The sequence below is a fragment of the Marinobacter sp. genome, assembly GCF_041984545.1.
Classification (GTDB): domain Bacteria; phylum Pseudomonadota; class Gammaproteobacteria; order Pseudomonadales; family Oleiphilaceae; genus Marinobacter.
In genome coordinates this window covers 129,709-143,915 of the sequence record NZ_JBHIXV010000001.1, presented here as the reverse complement: position 1 = coordinate 143,915, position 14,207 = coordinate 129,709, and the positions used below count along the sequence as shown (strand labels likewise).

Genomic DNA, 14,207 nt, shown 5'->3' with positions numbered 1-14,207 from the left:
CTACCGAACTAAGGATCTGTAATGTCAACTGAGATTAAAGCCCCCGTTTTCCCGGAGTCGGTCGCAGAGGGTACTGTTGCGACCTGGCACAAGCAGCCCGGTGAAGCCTGTTCACGCGATGAACTGATTGTCGATATCGAAACCGACAAGGTGGTTCTTGAGGTGGTTGCGCCGGCGGACGGCGTGATTGAGGAAATCATCAAGAACGAAGGCGATACCGTTGAAAGCGGTGAGGTAGTCGGCAAGTTCAAGGAAGGCGCTGCGGGTGAGTCCAAGCCTGCCGAAGGCAAGAAGGAAGAAAGCAAGGCCGAAGCGCCCAAGGAAGAGGCCAAGAGCGAGTCTTCCTCCGGTGAGGCGATCCTGAGCCCGGCCGCCCGCAAGCTGGCCGAGGAGAATAACGTCGATCCCAACGCCATCAAGGGCACCGGCAAAGACGGCCGTGTGACCAAGGAAGACGTGCAGAACCACGTGGACAGCGCCAAGTCCTCCGGCGGTGCCTCTGCGCCCAAGTCGACTGCCGGCATGCCGGAAGTGAACGTTGCCCAGGGTGAGCGCCCCGAGAAGCGGGTGCCCATGACCCGTCTGCGCGCCAGCATCGCCAAGCGCCTGGTGGACGCCCAGCAGACCGCGGCCATGCTGACCACCTTCAACGAAGTGAACATGGCGCCGATCATGGAACTGCGCAAGCAGTACCAGGACAGCTTCGTGAAGCGTCACGGCATCAAGCTGGGCTTCATGTCCTTCTTCACCAAGGCAGCTACCGAGGCGCTGAAGCGCTTCCCGGCGGTGAATGCCTCCATTGATGGCAACGACATGGTGTACCACGGCTACCAGGACATCGGCGTGGCGGTATCCACAGATCGCGGCCTGGTGGTTCCGGTTCTGCGTGATTCCGACGCCATGGGCCTGGCCGACATCGAGAAGAAGATCGTCGAGTACGGCACCAAGGCGAAAGAGGGCAAGCTGGCTATCGAAGACATGACCGGCGGTACCTTTACCATTACCAACGGTGGCATTTTCGGGTCGCTGATCTCCACGCCGATCCTGAACCCGCCGCAGACAGCCATCCTGGGCATGCACAAGATCCAGGAGCGTCCGATGGCCGTCAACGGCAAGGTGGAAATCCTGCCGATGATGTACCTGGCGCTGTCTTACGACCACCGGATGATCGATGGCAAGGAAGCGGTGCAGTTCCTCGTTGCCATCAAGGAAATGCTTGAGGACCCGGCACGTATTCTGCTGGACGTCTGAGCCGACCTTTAACGAATCGGAAAACGGGATTAATTATGTCTGATAAGTACGACGTCATTGTCATTGGTGCGGGCCCGGGGGGCTATGTTGCGGCCATCAAGGCGGCCCAGCTTGGTCTCAAGACCGCGTGTGTTGAATCCTGGACTTCCAAAGACGGCAAGTCCCAGGTTCTCGGCGGAACCTGCCTGAACGTGGGCTGTATTCCCTCCAAGGCGCTGCTGGAGATTTCCCACAAGTTTGAGGAAACCACCCACGACTACGAGATGCAGGGCATCATCGCCAAGGATGTCAAGATGGACATCGGCAAGATGATGGAGCGCAAGGGCGGCATCGTTAAGCAGCTGACCGGCGGTATTGCCGGTCTGTTCAAGTCCAACGGCGTAACCTCCATCCACGGCCATGGCAAGCTGCTCGCCGGTCGCAAGGTGGAAGTGACCGACAAGGATGGCAAAACCAAGACCTACGAGGCCGAGAACGTGATTCTGGCGACGGGCTCCAAGCCGATCCAGATTCCGCCCGCGCCGTTTGACGGCGAATACATCGTCGATTCCGAGGGCGCCCTGGAGTTCACCGAAGTGCCCAAGCGCCTCGGTGTGATTGGTGCCGGCGTTATCGGCCTTGAGCTGGGCAGCGTGTGGGCGCGCCTGGGTTCCGAGGTAACGGTTCTGGAAGCCGTGGATACCTTCCTGCCGGCGGTTGATCAGCAGGTTGCCAAGGATGCCCTGAAGCAGTTCCAGAAGCAGGGCCTGAACATTGTCATGGGTGCCCGTATGACCGGCGCTGAAGTCAAGCGCAAGCTGGTCAACGTGACCTATGAAGATTCCAAGGGCAAGCAAGAAGCCAAGTTTGACAAGCTGATTGTTGCCGTTGGCCGTCGTCCGTACACCGACAACCTGCTGTCCGAGGATTCCGGTGTTCAGATGGACGAGCGCGGTTTCATCTTCGTGGATGATAACTGCAAGACCGAGGCCCCGGGTGTCTGGGCCATCGGTGACGTGGTGCGTGGCCCGATGCTGGCCCACAAGGCGTCTGAAGAAGGCATCATGGTTGCCGAGCGTATTGCCGGGCACAAGCCTCAGGTCAATTACGACTGCATCCCGAACGTTATCTACACCTCTCCGGAAGTGGCCTGGGTCGGCAAGACCGAGGAACAGCTCAAGGCCGAGGGTGAGGAATACAATGTGGGTACGTTCCCGTTTGCCGCCAATGGTCGTGCCATGGCTGCAAACTCGGCGGCTGGCCTGGTCAAGATCATCGCGGACGCGAAGACTGACCGCATCGTCGGTTTTCATGTAGTTGGTCCCCAGGCCTCTGAAATCGTTGCCCAGGGCGTGATCGCCATGGAATTCGGTTCCAGCGCCGAAGATCTGGCCCTGACCTGCTTTGCACATCCGACTCTGTCAGAGTCCGTGCACGAAGCAGCACTGGCCGTCGGTGGTGGCGCGATTCACATCGCCAACCGCCGCAAGAAGAAGTAACGCAAACCAGGAATTCTTTAATTCGGGACATTAACTATGAATTTGCACGAATATCAGGGCAAACAGCTTTTTGCTGAATATGGCCTGCCGGTATCCAAGGGCGTTGCCTGTGACACGCCGAAGGAAGCGGTTGCGGCCGCCGACGAAATCGGCGGTGACGGCTGGGTGGTCAAGGCCCAGGTTCACGCAGGTGGCCGTGGCAAGGCTGGCGGTGTAAAACTGGTCAAGAGCAAAGACGAGATCCGTGAGTTTGCCGAGAAGTGGCTGGGCAAGAACCTCGTTACCTACCAGACCGACGAGAAAGGCCAGCCGGTCAGCAAGATTCTGGTTGAATCCCTCACCGACATCCAGGAAGAGCTGTACCTGGGCGCGGTTGTTGACCGCGGTACCCGCCGCATCGTGTTCATGGCGTCTACCGAAGGCGGCGTGGAGATCGAGAAGGTTGCCGAAGAGACTCCGGAAAAGATCCTGAAGGCCGAGATCGATCCGCTGGTTGGCGCACAGCCGTACCAGGGTCGCGAGCTGGCATTCAAGCTGGGCCTGGAAGGCAAGCAGATCGGTCAGTTCACCAAGATTTTCCTGGGCCTGGCCAAGCTGTTCGAAGAGTGCGACCTGGCTCTGGTAGAGATCAACCCGCTGGTCATTACCCCGGCCGGCGACCTGCATTGCCTGGACGCCAAGGTAGGTGTTGACGGCAACGCGCTGTACCGCCAGAAGAAGATCCACGAGATGCACGATCCCTCCCAGGAAGACTCCCGGGAAGCGGAAGCGGCCAAGTGGGAACTCAACTACGTGGCGCTGGAAGGCAACATCGGCTGTATGGTCAATGGTGCCGGCCTGGCCATGGGTACCATGGACATCATCAAACTTTCCGGCGGCCAGCCGGCCAACTTCCTGGACGTTGGCGGCGGTGCCACCAAAGAGCGTGTATCCGAAGCGTTCAAGATCATCCTGTCTGACTCCAACGTCAAGGCGGTTCTGGTCAACATCTTCGGTGGTATCGTTCGTTGCGACATGATCGCAGAGGGCATCATCGGTGCCGTGAAGGAAGTGGGTGTGAAAGTACCTGTTGTGGTTCGTCTTGAAGGCAACAACGCTGAGAAGGGTACCCAGGTACTCGCCGACAGCGGTCTGAACATCATTGCCGCCACCAGTCTGTCGAATGCGGCAGAGCAAGTCGTTAAAGCCGCAGGGGGTAAATAATGAGCATCCTGATTAACAAAGACACCAAGGTTATCTGTCAGGGCTTTACCGGCGCGCAGGGCACCTTCCACTCCGAGCAGGCCATTGCCTACGGCACCAAGATGGTCGGCGGCGTAAGCCCGGGCAAGGGCGGTACCGAGCATCTGGGTCTGCCGGTGTTCAACACCGTGCGTGACGCCGTTGAGGCAACCGGCGCGGAAGCCACCGTGATCTACGTACCGGCGCCGTTCTGTAAAGACGCCATCATCGAGGCGGCCGATGCAGGCATTCAGCTCATCGTCTGCATCACCGAAGGCATCCCGACCATCGATATGCTCTACGCCAAGGAATACGTGGATCGCAAGGGCGTACGGATGATCGGTCCGAACTGCCCGGGTGTGATCACTCCGGACGAGTGCAAGATCGGCATCATGCCTGGCCATATCCACAAGAAGGGCAAGGTGGGCATCGTCTCCCGCTCCGGCACCCTGACCTACGAAGCGGTCAAGCAGACCACAGACTTCGGCTACGGCCAGTCTACCTGCGTGGGCATCGGTGGCGACCCGATTCCGGGCTCCAACTTCATCGATATCCTGAAGCTGCTGCAGGAAGACCCTGAAACCGAAGCAATCGTGATGATTGGTGAGATTGGTGGTACCGCTGAAGAAGAGGCCGCTGCCTTCATCAAGGAAAACGTCACCAAGCCGGTGGTTTCCTACATTGCTGGCGTAACGGCGCCTCCTGGCAAGCGTATGGGCCACGCCGGTGCGATTATCTCCGGCGGTAAGGGCACCGCAGACGAGAAGTTTGCTGCCCTCAACGACGCCGGTGTTAAAACCGTGCGCAGCCTGGCCGAGATCGGCAAGGCACTGAAGGAAGTCACCGGCTGGTAAGCGGCCTTTCTTTCAGGAAAAACCCCCGTTTCTGCCCTGCAGAGCGGGGGTTTTTTATTTATAATGCCGGGTCGCCTGGACTATGATGGCGGTTCCGATACCAAATAAGGAGTTCGTGCTTTGAGTTCTGTAGATTCCCAGCAACGGGTTTTGTCCGGCATGCGTCCGACCGGCAAGCTTCACCTAGGTCACTACCACGGTGTCCTGAAAAACTGGGTGAAACTCCAGCATGAATTCGAATGCTTTTTCTTTGTGGCCGACTGGCACGCGTTGACCACCAATTACGACGATCCCTCCGGTATTGAACAGAGTGTCTGGGACATGGTCATCGACTGGCTGGCCGCCGGTGTCAATCCCGGCTCCTCCACCATGTTCATCCAGTCGCAGGTACCGGAGCACGCGGAGCTGCACCTGCTGTTGTCCATGATCACCCCTCTGGGCTGGCTGGAGCGGGTGCCTACATTCAAGGACCAGCAGGAAAAGCTGCGGGAAAAAGATCTGGCCACCTACGGCTTCCTGGGTTATCCGCTGCTGCAGAGCGCAGACATCCTGATCTACCGGGCCGGCAAGGTGCCGGTGGGTGCCGATCAGGTGTCCCACGTGGAGATTACCCGGGAGATTGCCCGCCGTTTTAACCACATCTACGGCAGGGAACCGGGCTTTGAAGAGCAGGCTGAGGGCGCCATCGTTAAGATGGGCAAGAAGAACGCCAAGCTGTATCGCAACCTCAAGAAGCGGTATCAGGAAGAGGGTGATATGGAAGCCCTGGAGACGGCCCGCGCGCTTCTGAAAGAACAGCAGAATATCTCCCTGGGCGATCGCGAGCGGCTGTACGGCTACATCGAGGGCGGCGGCAAGGTGATCCTGCCGGAACCCCAGCCGCTGCTGACCCCGGAGTCCAAGTTGCCGGGACTGGACGGCCAGAAAATGTCCAAGTCCTACAACAATTACATTGGCCTGCGGGAAGAGCCGGACAGCGTGGCCCAGAAAATCCGGACCATGCAGACCGACCCCCAGCGGGTGCGCCGCACCGATCCGGGCGAGCCCGAGAAGTGCCCGGTCTGGGGAATGCACAAGATCTATTCCGATGCAGACACTCAGGAGTGGGTGCAAACTGGCTGCCGCAGCGCCGGCATTGGTTGCCTCGACTGCAAAAAGCCCCTGATCGACGCGATTATCGAGGAGCAGCGCCCACTGCATGAGCGGGCGATGGAGTATGAGGGCAATCCGGATCTGGTCCATTCGATTCTTCAGGAAGGCCGGGAGCACGCTCGTGACGCGGCCCGTGATACGCTCGAAGAAGTACGTGCGGCCATGGGGCTGCACTACCGCTGAAGGCCTGATCAACGCAGCAATCGGGGCACGAGCCGCTCTGGCATGACGCCGTCTGGCAGGGAGAAGAGATGACCGACGAATCCACAGAGCAGGTCCGCCCGGAAGCCGGCGAGCCGCCGTCGGATCAGGCGCCGCTGGCCCTGGTCTCCGGCAAGCCGGTGGTCGATCTGCCCAAGGATCTCTACATACCCCCGGATGCGCTGGCGGTGTTTCTGGAGGCCTTCGAAGGTCCCCTGGACCTGCTGCTGTATCTGATTCGTCGCCAGAACATGAACATCCTGGACATCGACGTCAGCGAGATCACGCGGCAGTACATGGATTACATCGGCGCCGTCGAGGCCATGCGCTTCGAACTGGCGGCGGAGTACCTGGTGATGGCCGCCACCCTGGCGGAAATAAAGTCCCGGATGCTGCTGCCACGCCAGGAAAGCGACGACGAGGAAGAGATCGATCCCCGGGCGGAGCTGATCCGGAGACTGCAGCAATACGAGCGGTTCAAGCAGGCGGCCGAGGACATTGACGAGCTGCCGCGCATGGAGCGGGACACCTTTGCCGGTTCCGCGGCCCTTCCGAAAATGCCCTCCAGCCAGCCACACCCGGATGTGGATTTGCGGGAGCTGCTGCTGGCATTGCAGGGTGTTCTGAAGCGTGCCGACCTGTTTACCAGCCACCATGTAGAACGGGAAAAGCTGTCGACCCGGGAACGCATGTCCGCGATTCTCTCGGTGCTGCAGGACGACCGGTTTGTGAGCTTTGAAAGCCTGTTCACGCCTGAAGAAGGGCGCCTGGGGGTTGTGGTGACTTTTCTGGCCACCCTGGAACTGGTGAAAGAGCAGCTGATAGAGGTGGTGCAGGCCGAAGTTCTCGGGCCGATTCACGTGCGGGCCCGGGCCGCCAGTTGAGACACGCCACTCGTTGTAAGCCGCAAACCACGGATTGACGACCATGAACGAAGAACATCTCCTCAGAATCCAGGCCATTACCGAGGCCGCCTTGCTGGCGGCAGGCAAGCCGCTCTCGCTGGACCAGCTACGGGACCTGTTCAGCGAGGATGAGCGGCCGGCCCGGCAGGTGATGGAGCACGTCATGGTTCTGCTTGAGGCTGCCTGCGAGGGACGGGGCTTCGAGCTCCGTAAGGTCGCCAGTGGCTATCGCCTGCAGGTCCGCGAAGAGTTCGCGCCCTGGGTGGGCCGTCTCTTCGAGGACAAGCCCCAACGGTATTCCCGGGCCCTGCTCGAAACTCTCGCCCTGATTGCCTATCGCCAGCCCATCACACGGGGTGAGATCGAGGACATCCGGGGCGTTACGGTAAGCAGCAATATCATTCGAACCCTGCTTGAGCGAGAGTGGGTGCGCGTGGTCGGACACCGGGACGTGCCTGGTCGGCCTGCCATGTACGCGACCACCAAGCAGTTCCTGGATTATTTCAACCTGACGGGGCTGGATGAATTGCCACCCCTGTCGGAAATCCGGGATCTGGAAGAAATCGGCCGGGAAATTGAAAAGAACATGCAGGCCGAGATTGAATTTGAGTCGCCCGGGGCGAAGCACGATGCCCGGGACGACGGCGACGACGAATCCCCCGGCGAGACACTTCACTGATACCAGACGGGTATTGGTCAGAGACTAAGGATTGATTCATGGCGGCAGATCGCCCCGAAAAACCGGCCCGAGCCGGTCAGGACACACTCAGCCACACCGGCCCCGAGCGCGTTCAGAAACTGCTGGCACGCGCCGGCGTTGGCTCCCGCCGCGAGGTTGAGGGCTGGATGGAGGCGGGTCGCCTCACGGTAAATGGCCAGCCCGTAAGCCCGGGCCAGAAAGCAACGGTGGCTGACCGTTTCGAGCTTGATGGCAAGCGCCTCGATGTTGGTGGCGCTGCCGATGTAGTGCGTCGGGTACTCATCTACAACAAGCCCGAGGGCGAGGTGACCACCCGCAAGGATCCCGAGGGGCGGCCGACGGTTTTCGATCGCCTGCCGAGGCTCCGGGAGCATCGCTGGATCTCCATTGGCCGCCTTGATATCAATACCACCGGGCTAGTGCTGTTCACCACCGATGGCGAGCTGGCCAACCGGCTGATGCATCCATCCAGCCAGATCGACCGGGAATACGCCGTGCGGGTTTTCGGCGAGGTGGACGACGCGATGATTGAACGGCTCCTCCAAGGCGTGCTGCTCGAGGACGGCATGGCGAAATTCTCAGACATTACGCCGGCAGGCGGAAGCGGCATGAATCGATGGTTCCATGTCACCCTTCTGGAAGGGCGGAACCGGGAAGTGCGGCGTCTCTGGGAGTCCCAGGGCGTTCGTGTCAGTCGCCTCAAGCGCGTTCGTTATGGGCCCATTTTCCTGCCCAGCCGGTTGAGCCTGGGCAAGTGGGAAGAGCTGGATCAGAAGGCGGTTGATACCCTCAGCCGGACCGTGGGCCTGGCCCCGGTGGAGATTCCCCAGAAGACGCCGAATGAGCAGGCCGCCCTTGACCGGCAGCGCCGCAAGAGTCCCGGGCGGGCCGGCAAGAAGACTCCGGGTAACAAATGGGCGGTCAGTGATGCACCCTCGGCGAAGCGGTCGGGGCGGGCATCCACCCGGCCCCGGCGCCCGTCTCCGAAGGGCTGAGGGTCAGGAAATACTGGCAAACAGCCGGGTGCAGTTCCGGCCGTGGCTTTTGGCCTGGTACAGGGCGGCATCTGCCCGCGCCAGCCAGGCCTGGGTAGACTCCCTGGGCAGGCAGGTTGCCACGCCACAACTGGTGGTGACCTGGAGTTCTTTCTCGCCGGTATCTACCCGAATGGTCGCAATGGCTTCCCGTATTCTCTCCGCCACTTCCCGTGCCGCCAGGTCATCGGTGTGTGGCAGCAGGATGGCAAACTCCTCACCGCCAAAACGGTAAACGCTGTCAGAGGTTCGTACCGAGCGCTCGAGTTCTATGGCGGTTACCTGCAGCAGATGGTCGCCCACCACGTGGCCGTGGGTGTCGTTGACCGACTTGAAGTGATCCAGATCGCAAAGAATCAATGAATAGGGCTGGCCGTGGCGCTCTGAAAGTTGCCCGGCCTGTCTGAGCGCGTCATCCAGTGCCCGCTTGTTGGGAACACCTGTCAGGGAGTCGGTCAGCGACGCCTGTTCGATTGCGGCATACTTGCAGGCATTCCGAATCGGGCAAATGGCGGCGCCCAGGAGTATCTCGATGCCCTCGAGTTCCTGCTCGGTGAAGCGCTGGCGCCTTTGCAGAACCAGAGTTCCGTAGCACACGCCCTCCAGCGTCAGGCGATACTCGCAACGATGGGGCCCGCCCATACCCGTTGCGTAGACAAAGTCCTGGTTACCGATGCGGTGCCGGTAATTCATTGTGCCAAAGGGCACGATCTCGTTGAGTTCCTCGGCGAGCATGGCCAATTGTTGCTCCAGGGACAGGGTGGTCGCCAACCTGCGGGTGAGCCGGGTGAGCACATCCGACGTGGTGTTCCAGTCCTGGTGTGCCTGCCGCAGGGCGGCCAGTTTCTGGGGCTGGGAAGTGCGCTCTTGGATTGATGGAATGTGTTTCAAAGTGGTCCCTCTGTCGAGGCTGTAACAAGGCTTTGAACTCACAGAAAGCAGAAACTGTGCCTATAATTTAAAGAGCAGTAAAACCAGTTGGTTAGGGATTCAATCTAAAGTTGGTTCTGGTTTTCGTCGCGGGCAGGGGCGCGAGGCGTCAAAAACACGGCATTGGATTGCCGCGGTTTGATAAACCGCTGGCAAAATGTCCCGCAAGGGGATGGGGCTGCCAGAACCCTGTGGTAAACTCCTGCGTTTGCAATTGTGCCGTCTGCAGAAGCGAGCGATCCATTCTATGAGGTTCCAGGCCCCGGAAAGTCTGTCCGAACAGATTGCCCAGCATCTTGGGCAGCGAATTATTACGCGGGATCTCAAACCCGGCGAGCGTATCCAGGAACTGAAGGTGGCCGGCGAGCTGAACGTTAGCCGCGGTTCCGTGCGGGAAGCCCTGCTGATCCTGGAGCGCCGGCATCTGATCGAGATTTTCCCCCGGCGCGGCGCGGTGGTTTCCAGTCTGACGGTGGACAGCGTCAACAGTCTCTACGACATCTACATAGAATTGCTTTGCATGCTGGGCAGAAAGGTCCTGGAATCCCGCTCGGGCCGCGAACTTGGCGGCGTCATGGGGCAGGTCCGCGAAGTACAGGCCGTGATTGACGCCCTCAATGCCCCGGGCGCTGATGCCGCCGAGCAGGTGATCGATGCCGGTTTCGGGGTCATGCGATACGCTTACGGCCTGGTGGAAAATCCGTTCCTTGAGGAGACCCTGGAGAACTTTCGTCCCGCCATCAGCCGAACCTACTTTGTGGCCCTGGAGAACTTCCGCGAGGAGATCGCTGACACCGCAACCTTCTTCCGGCAGCTTGCCGAGGCGGCGGTCAGTGACGATATTCAGCAGCTCGAGGCCGTGATCCGGGCCTTTGGCGAGCACCAGCGCCAGCAGGTTCTGACCATTCTCCATCAGGAAGAGGGCGCCTGAGATGCGGCTCAAATCCATCAAACTGTCGGGTTTCAAGTCCTTCGTTGATCCCACCACGGTGCCTTTTCCCTCCAACATGACAGCCGTTGTCGGCCCCAACGGCTGTGGCAAGTCGAATATCATCGATGCCGTACGCTGGGTCATGGGCGAGAGCTCTGCCAAGTACCTGCGGGGCGAGTCCATGACCGACGTTATCTTCAACGGCTCCAGTGCCCGCAAGCCGGTAGGGCAGGCGTCGATTGAACTGGTGTTCGACAACAGCGACGGCTCGGCCCCGGGTGAGTTTGTCCGGTTCAACGAAATCTCCGTGCGTCGGCGGGTTTCCCGGGAGGGGCAGTCCGAGTATTTCCTGAACGGTTCCAAGTGCCGTCGCAGGGACATTACCGATCTGTTCCTCGGTACCGGTCTGGGGCCGCGCAGCTATGCCATTATTGAGCAGGGCATGATTTCCCGGTTGATTGAAGCCAAGCCGGAGGAACTGCGGATCTACATCGAGGAAGCGGCGGGCATTTCCAAGTACAAGGAACGGCGCCGGGAAACCGAGAACCGCATCCGTCGGACCCAGGAAAACCTGGAGCGACTGACCGACCTGCGAGAAGAATTGCACCGGCAGCTTCAGCACCTGGAGCGCCAGGCTGCGGCAGCGGAAAAGTACAAGGCCTACAAGCAGGACGAACGCCAGAAAAAAGCCGAATTGACCGTTCTGCGGTGGCAATCCCTGGACAACGACCTCCAGGCCTGGCGGGGCAAGATCCGCGACACCGAGCTGGAACTGGAAAAGTTGCTCACCGAGCGGGTGAGCCTGGAAACCTCGCTGGAGTCCCTCAGGGAAAGTCATCAGGACCGAACCGAGCATTTCAATCGCGCCCAGGCCCGTTACTACGAGGCCGGCGCCGACATCGCCCGTATCGAACAGAGCCTGGAACACCAGCGTGAGCGCAGTCGCCAGATGGCGGCCGAGCTGGACCAGGCGTTGGCCAACCAGCGGGAGCTGTCGCGGGAGCTGGAACAGGACGAAGAAAAGCTGGCCGGTATCCAGGAAGAACTGGACATGATGGAGCCGGAACAGGAGGCGCTTGCCATCCGCTCCGAGGAATCCGGAGAAAAGCTCCAGCATGCCGAAGATGCCATGAGTGACTGGCAGCACCGATGGGAGGAGTTCAGCGCCCGATCCTCGGATGCAAGGCGCCAGGCGGAACTGGCCCAGTCCCGCATCCGCTCACTTGAGGACGCCATAGAACAGCTGCTCGCTCGCCAGCGGAAGCTGCGGGATGAGCAGGAGCTGCTGGAAGGCCAGATGGATCGTGCCGAACTGGAGGGCCTGCTGGAGCAGCAGGAAACCCTGGAGCTGCAGCGGGAGGAAGCGGCCGAGCGCATCGCCGCCATCCAGGACGAACTGTACGATGCCCGGCAGAACCACAAAGAAGCCGAGCAGGAAGCGGCCGGGGAACGCCAGCGGGTACAGAGCCTGCGGGCCTCCCTTGAGTCCCAGCAGGCATTGCTGGATGAGCAGATGGGTGCCGGTGATGATGTGTTGCAGGGCTGGCTGTCCCGACACGCGCTGAGCGACAGCCCCCGGGTGGCCAGTGAGCTCATCATTGAAGACGGCTGGGAATTTGCCGTTGAGCAGGTTATCGGGCGTTTTACCCAGGGACTTTGCCTGCCGGATCTGGATGCGCTCTCTTCGTCGCTCGATGAAGCGCCCCGTGGCCTGGCGCTGGTTGGCGGCGGGTCGGCGGCGGCACATGGCAGTGGCGGACTGGCGGAGAAAGTGGCTGGTGTGCCGGCGTTGGCTGGTCTGCTCTCCGGTATTCGTGCCGTGGACACCCTGTCCGAGGCGCTAGGTATTCGATCGAAGCTCCAGCCCGGCGAAAGTGTCATCACGCCTGACGGCGTCTGGATGTCTGCCGACTGGGTGCTGATGCCGGATTCCGATGCCGGCCAGGTGGGCGTGATTGAACGGCAGAAGAAGGTCTCCGGGCTGGCAGAACAGCTGAGTCAGGCGGAAGCGGCCCTGGAAGCGGCCACCGGGCGCCTGGAAGACCTGGAGGAGCGGGCTGAACGCTCCGAAGCCGCCCGTGACGACGCCCAGGCCCGCCTGGGAGAGTGTGACCGGGAGCTGAGTGCCCTGACATCCCGGGTCAGTGGCCTGAAGGCGAGGGCGGAACAGATAGATGCCCGCCTGCAGCGTATCCGGGAGGATCTGTCGGATGTCGACGACAGCGTTTCCGGCCAGAAGGAGAGCCTGCAGGACGCCCGCGAGGAATGGCAGCAAGCGCTGGCGGCCAGCGAGGACAGCGATGAAGAGAAGGAGCGCTTGCTGGAACAGCGGGATGGCCTGCGGGAAAATCTGGACCGCTTGCGCCAGGAGGCCCGCCACGATCGAGACCATGCCCATCAGCTGCAGCTTCAACTGCAATCCCTGAACAGCCAGCGTGATGGCCTGAGGCAGACTATCGACCGCATGCAGCTCCAGAAAGAACGGATCGACGAGCGTCTGGAGATATTGCGAGAATCCCGCGAGAGCGCCGAGGAGCCTATCGAAGACCTGCAGATGCAGCTGGAAGGGTTGCTGGACCGTCGTCTTGCCGAAGAAGAAAAGCTTTCAGCCGCCCGTGACGCCCTGGAGGACATTGACCGCGAAGTCCGGGAGAAGGAGCAGGGTCGAAGCCGCACCGATCACCAGATTCAGGACGTGCGTTCTCGGCTGGAAAAACTGAAGATGGAATCCCAGGCACTGGAAATCCGCTCGGGCAACCACATCGATCAGCTCAAGGAACTGGATGTCAAACTGCAGGATGTGCTGCAGCAGTTGCCCGAGGGCGCCAACGAGAAGGAGTGGGCCGAGGAACTGGAGCGCATCGGTAACCGGATCCAGCGTCTTGGTGCCATCAACCTGGCCGCCATCGAGGAATACCAGGTTCAGAGCGAGCGCAAGACCTACCTCGATGAGCAGCACGAAGATCTGATGGAAGCACTGGAGACCCTCGATAACGCCATTCGCAAGATCGATCGTGAAACCCGGCAACGCTTCAAGGAGACCTTTGACCAAGTCAATGGCGGCCTTCAGGCGCTGTTCCCGAAGGTCTTTGGTGGTGGCAATGCCTATCTTGAGTTGACCGGCGAGGACCTTCTGGAAACCGGTGTGGCGATCATGGCGCGGCCCCCTGGCAAGAAGAACAGCACCATCCACCTGCTGTCAGGCGGCGAGAAAGCCCTGACCGCCATCGCCCTGGTGTTCTCGATCTTCCAGCTGAACCCCGCACCCTTCTGTATGCTGGACGAGGTGGACGCGCCGCTGGACGATGCCAACGTTGGCCGCTACGCCAATATGGTCAAGGAGATGTCCAAACAGGTGCAGTTCATCTACATTACCCACAACAAGATAGCCATGGAGATGGCCGACCAGTTGATGGGCGTTACCATGCACGAGCCCGGATGCTCCAGGCTGGTGTCGGTGGATGTGGACGAGGCGGCAGCGCTGGCGGAGGCATAGGGCTGGTTATCGGCGCGCCAACCATGACAATAACGCCATCTGGGCCCGGTGTGC

Annotated in this window: 11 protein-coding genes; 10 read left to right on the top strand and 1 reads right to left on the bottom strand. The window is 60.5% G+C overall.

Annotated elements, in window-relative coordinates:
• Positions 1-21: 21 nt before the first annotated feature.
• The 8 genes from odhB (at position 22) to rluB (ending at position 8,757) form a co-directional block, all read left to right on the top strand.
• On the top strand, positions 22-1,251 hold the full coding sequence (gene odhB / locus ACFC20_RS00705; RefSeq protein WP_375191339.1) for a 2-oxoglutarate dehydrogenase complex dihydrolipoyllysine-residue succinyltransferase: 1,230 nt from the start codon (positions 22-24) through the stop codon (positions 1,249-1,251).
• Positions 1,252-1,286: 35 nt separating this feature from the next.
• Positions 1,287-2,729: a dihydrolipoyl dehydrogenase gene (lpdA, locus tag ACFC20_RS00700; protein WP_091984974.1), complete on the top strand. Its 1,443-nt coding sequence runs from the start codon at positions 1,287-1,289 to the stop codon at positions 2,727-2,729.
• A 36-nt stretch (positions 2,730-2,765) separates the two neighbouring features.
• Positions 2,766-3,932 (top strand): ADP-forming succinate--CoA ligase subunit beta, encoded by a 1,167-nt coding sequence (gene sucC, locus ACFC20_RS00695; RefSeq protein ID WP_091984976.1) that lies wholly within the window; start codon positions 2,766-2,768, stop codon positions 3,930-3,932.
• Positions 3,932-4,804 carry a succinate--CoA ligase subunit alpha gene (gene sucD / locus ACFC20_RS00690; protein WP_091984979.1) on the top strand — a complete coding sequence of 291 codons (873 nt, stop codon included), beginning with the start codon at positions 3,932-3,934 and terminating at the stop codon, positions 4,802-4,804. Before sucC ends, sucD begins: the two co-directional genes overlap by 1 nt.
• 120 nt (positions 4,805-4,924) lie before the next feature.
• The gene (locus ACFC20_RS00685; protein WP_375191338.1) at positions 4,925-6,139 is read left to right on the top strand and encodes a tryptophan--tRNA ligase; all 1,215 of its coding nucleotides are present in this window, start codon (positions 4,925-4,927) and stop codon (positions 6,137-6,139) included.
• 68 nt (positions 6,140-6,207) lie between these two features.
• On the top strand, positions 6,208-7,041 hold the full coding sequence (locus ACFC20_RS00680) for a segregation and condensation protein A (RefSeq protein ID WP_375191337.1): 834 nt from the start codon (positions 6,208-6,210) through the stop codon (positions 7,039-7,041).
• A 43-nt stretch (positions 7,042-7,084) separates the two neighbouring features.
• A complete protein-coding gene (gene scpB / locus ACFC20_RS00675) occupies positions 7,085-7,741 on the top strand; it encodes an SMC-Scp complex subunit ScpB (RefSeq protein ID WP_375191336.1) in 657 nt (218 codons plus the stop codon).
• 38 nt (positions 7,742-7,779) lie between these two features.
• Positions 7,780-8,757, top strand: a complete 978-nt coding sequence (rluB, locus tag ACFC20_RS00670; RefSeq protein ID WP_375191335.1) for a 23S rRNA pseudouridine(2605) synthase RluB — start codon at positions 7,780-7,782, stop codon at positions 8,755-8,757.
• 3 nt (positions 8,758-8,760) lie between these two features.
• Here rluB and ACFC20_RS00665 read toward each other — a convergent pair whose 3' ends face one another.
• On the bottom strand, positions 8,761-9,687 hold the full coding sequence (locus ACFC20_RS00665; RefSeq protein WP_375191334.1) for a GGDEF domain-containing protein: 927 nt from the start codon (positions 9,685-9,687) through the stop codon (positions 8,761-8,763).
• Positions 9,688-9,973: 286 nt separating this feature from the next.
• Here ACFC20_RS00665 and ACFC20_RS00660 point away from each other — a divergent pair, with 286 nt between their 5' ends.
• Positions 9,974-10,657: a GntR family transcriptional regulator gene (locus ACFC20_RS00660; protein WP_375191333.1), complete on the top strand. Its 684-nt coding sequence runs from the start codon at positions 9,974-9,976 to the stop codon at positions 10,655-10,657.
• A gap of 1 nt (position 10,658) precedes the next feature.
• A complete protein-coding gene (gene smc / locus ACFC20_RS00655; protein ID WP_375191332.1) occupies positions 10,659-14,153 on the top strand; it encodes a chromosome segregation protein SMC in 3,495 nt (1,164 codons plus the stop codon).
• Positions 14,154-14,207: the final 54 nt, after the last annotated feature.

Bases quoted from the DNA above. Each gene is read 5' to 3' on its own strand.
- odhB (WP_375191339.1), top strand. From the start codon at position 22: ATGTCAACTGAGATTAAAGCCCCCGTTTTCCCGGAGTCGGTCGCAGAG.
- lpdA (WP_091984974.1), top strand. From the start codon at position 1,287: ATGTCTGATAAGTACGACGTCATTGTCATTGGTGCGGGCCCGGGGGGC.
- sucC (WP_091984976.1), top strand. From the start codon at position 2,766: ATGAATTTGCACGAATATCAGGGCAAACAGCTTTTTGCTGAATATGGC.
- sucD (WP_091984979.1), top strand. From the start codon at position 3,932: ATGAGCATCCTGATTAACAAAGACACCAAGGTTATCTGTCAGGGCTTT.
- ACFC20_RS00680 (WP_375191337.1), top strand. From the start codon at position 6,208: ATGACCGACGAATCCACAGAGCAGGTCCGCCCGGAAGCCGGCGAGCCG.
- scpB (WP_375191336.1), top strand. From the start codon at position 7,085: ATGAACGAAGAACATCTCCTCAGAATCCAGGCCATTACCGAGGCCGCC.
- rluB (WP_375191335.1), top strand. From the start codon at position 7,780: ATGGCGGCAGATCGCCCCGAAAAACCGGCCCGAGCCGGTCAGGACACA.
- ACFC20_RS00660 (WP_375191333.1), top strand. From the start codon at position 9,974: ATGAGGTTCCAGGCCCCGGAAAGTCTGTCCGAACAGATTGCCCAGCAT.
- smc (WP_375191332.1), top strand. From the start codon at position 10,659: ATGCGGCTCAAATCCATCAAACTGTCGGGTTTCAAGTCCTTCGTTGAT.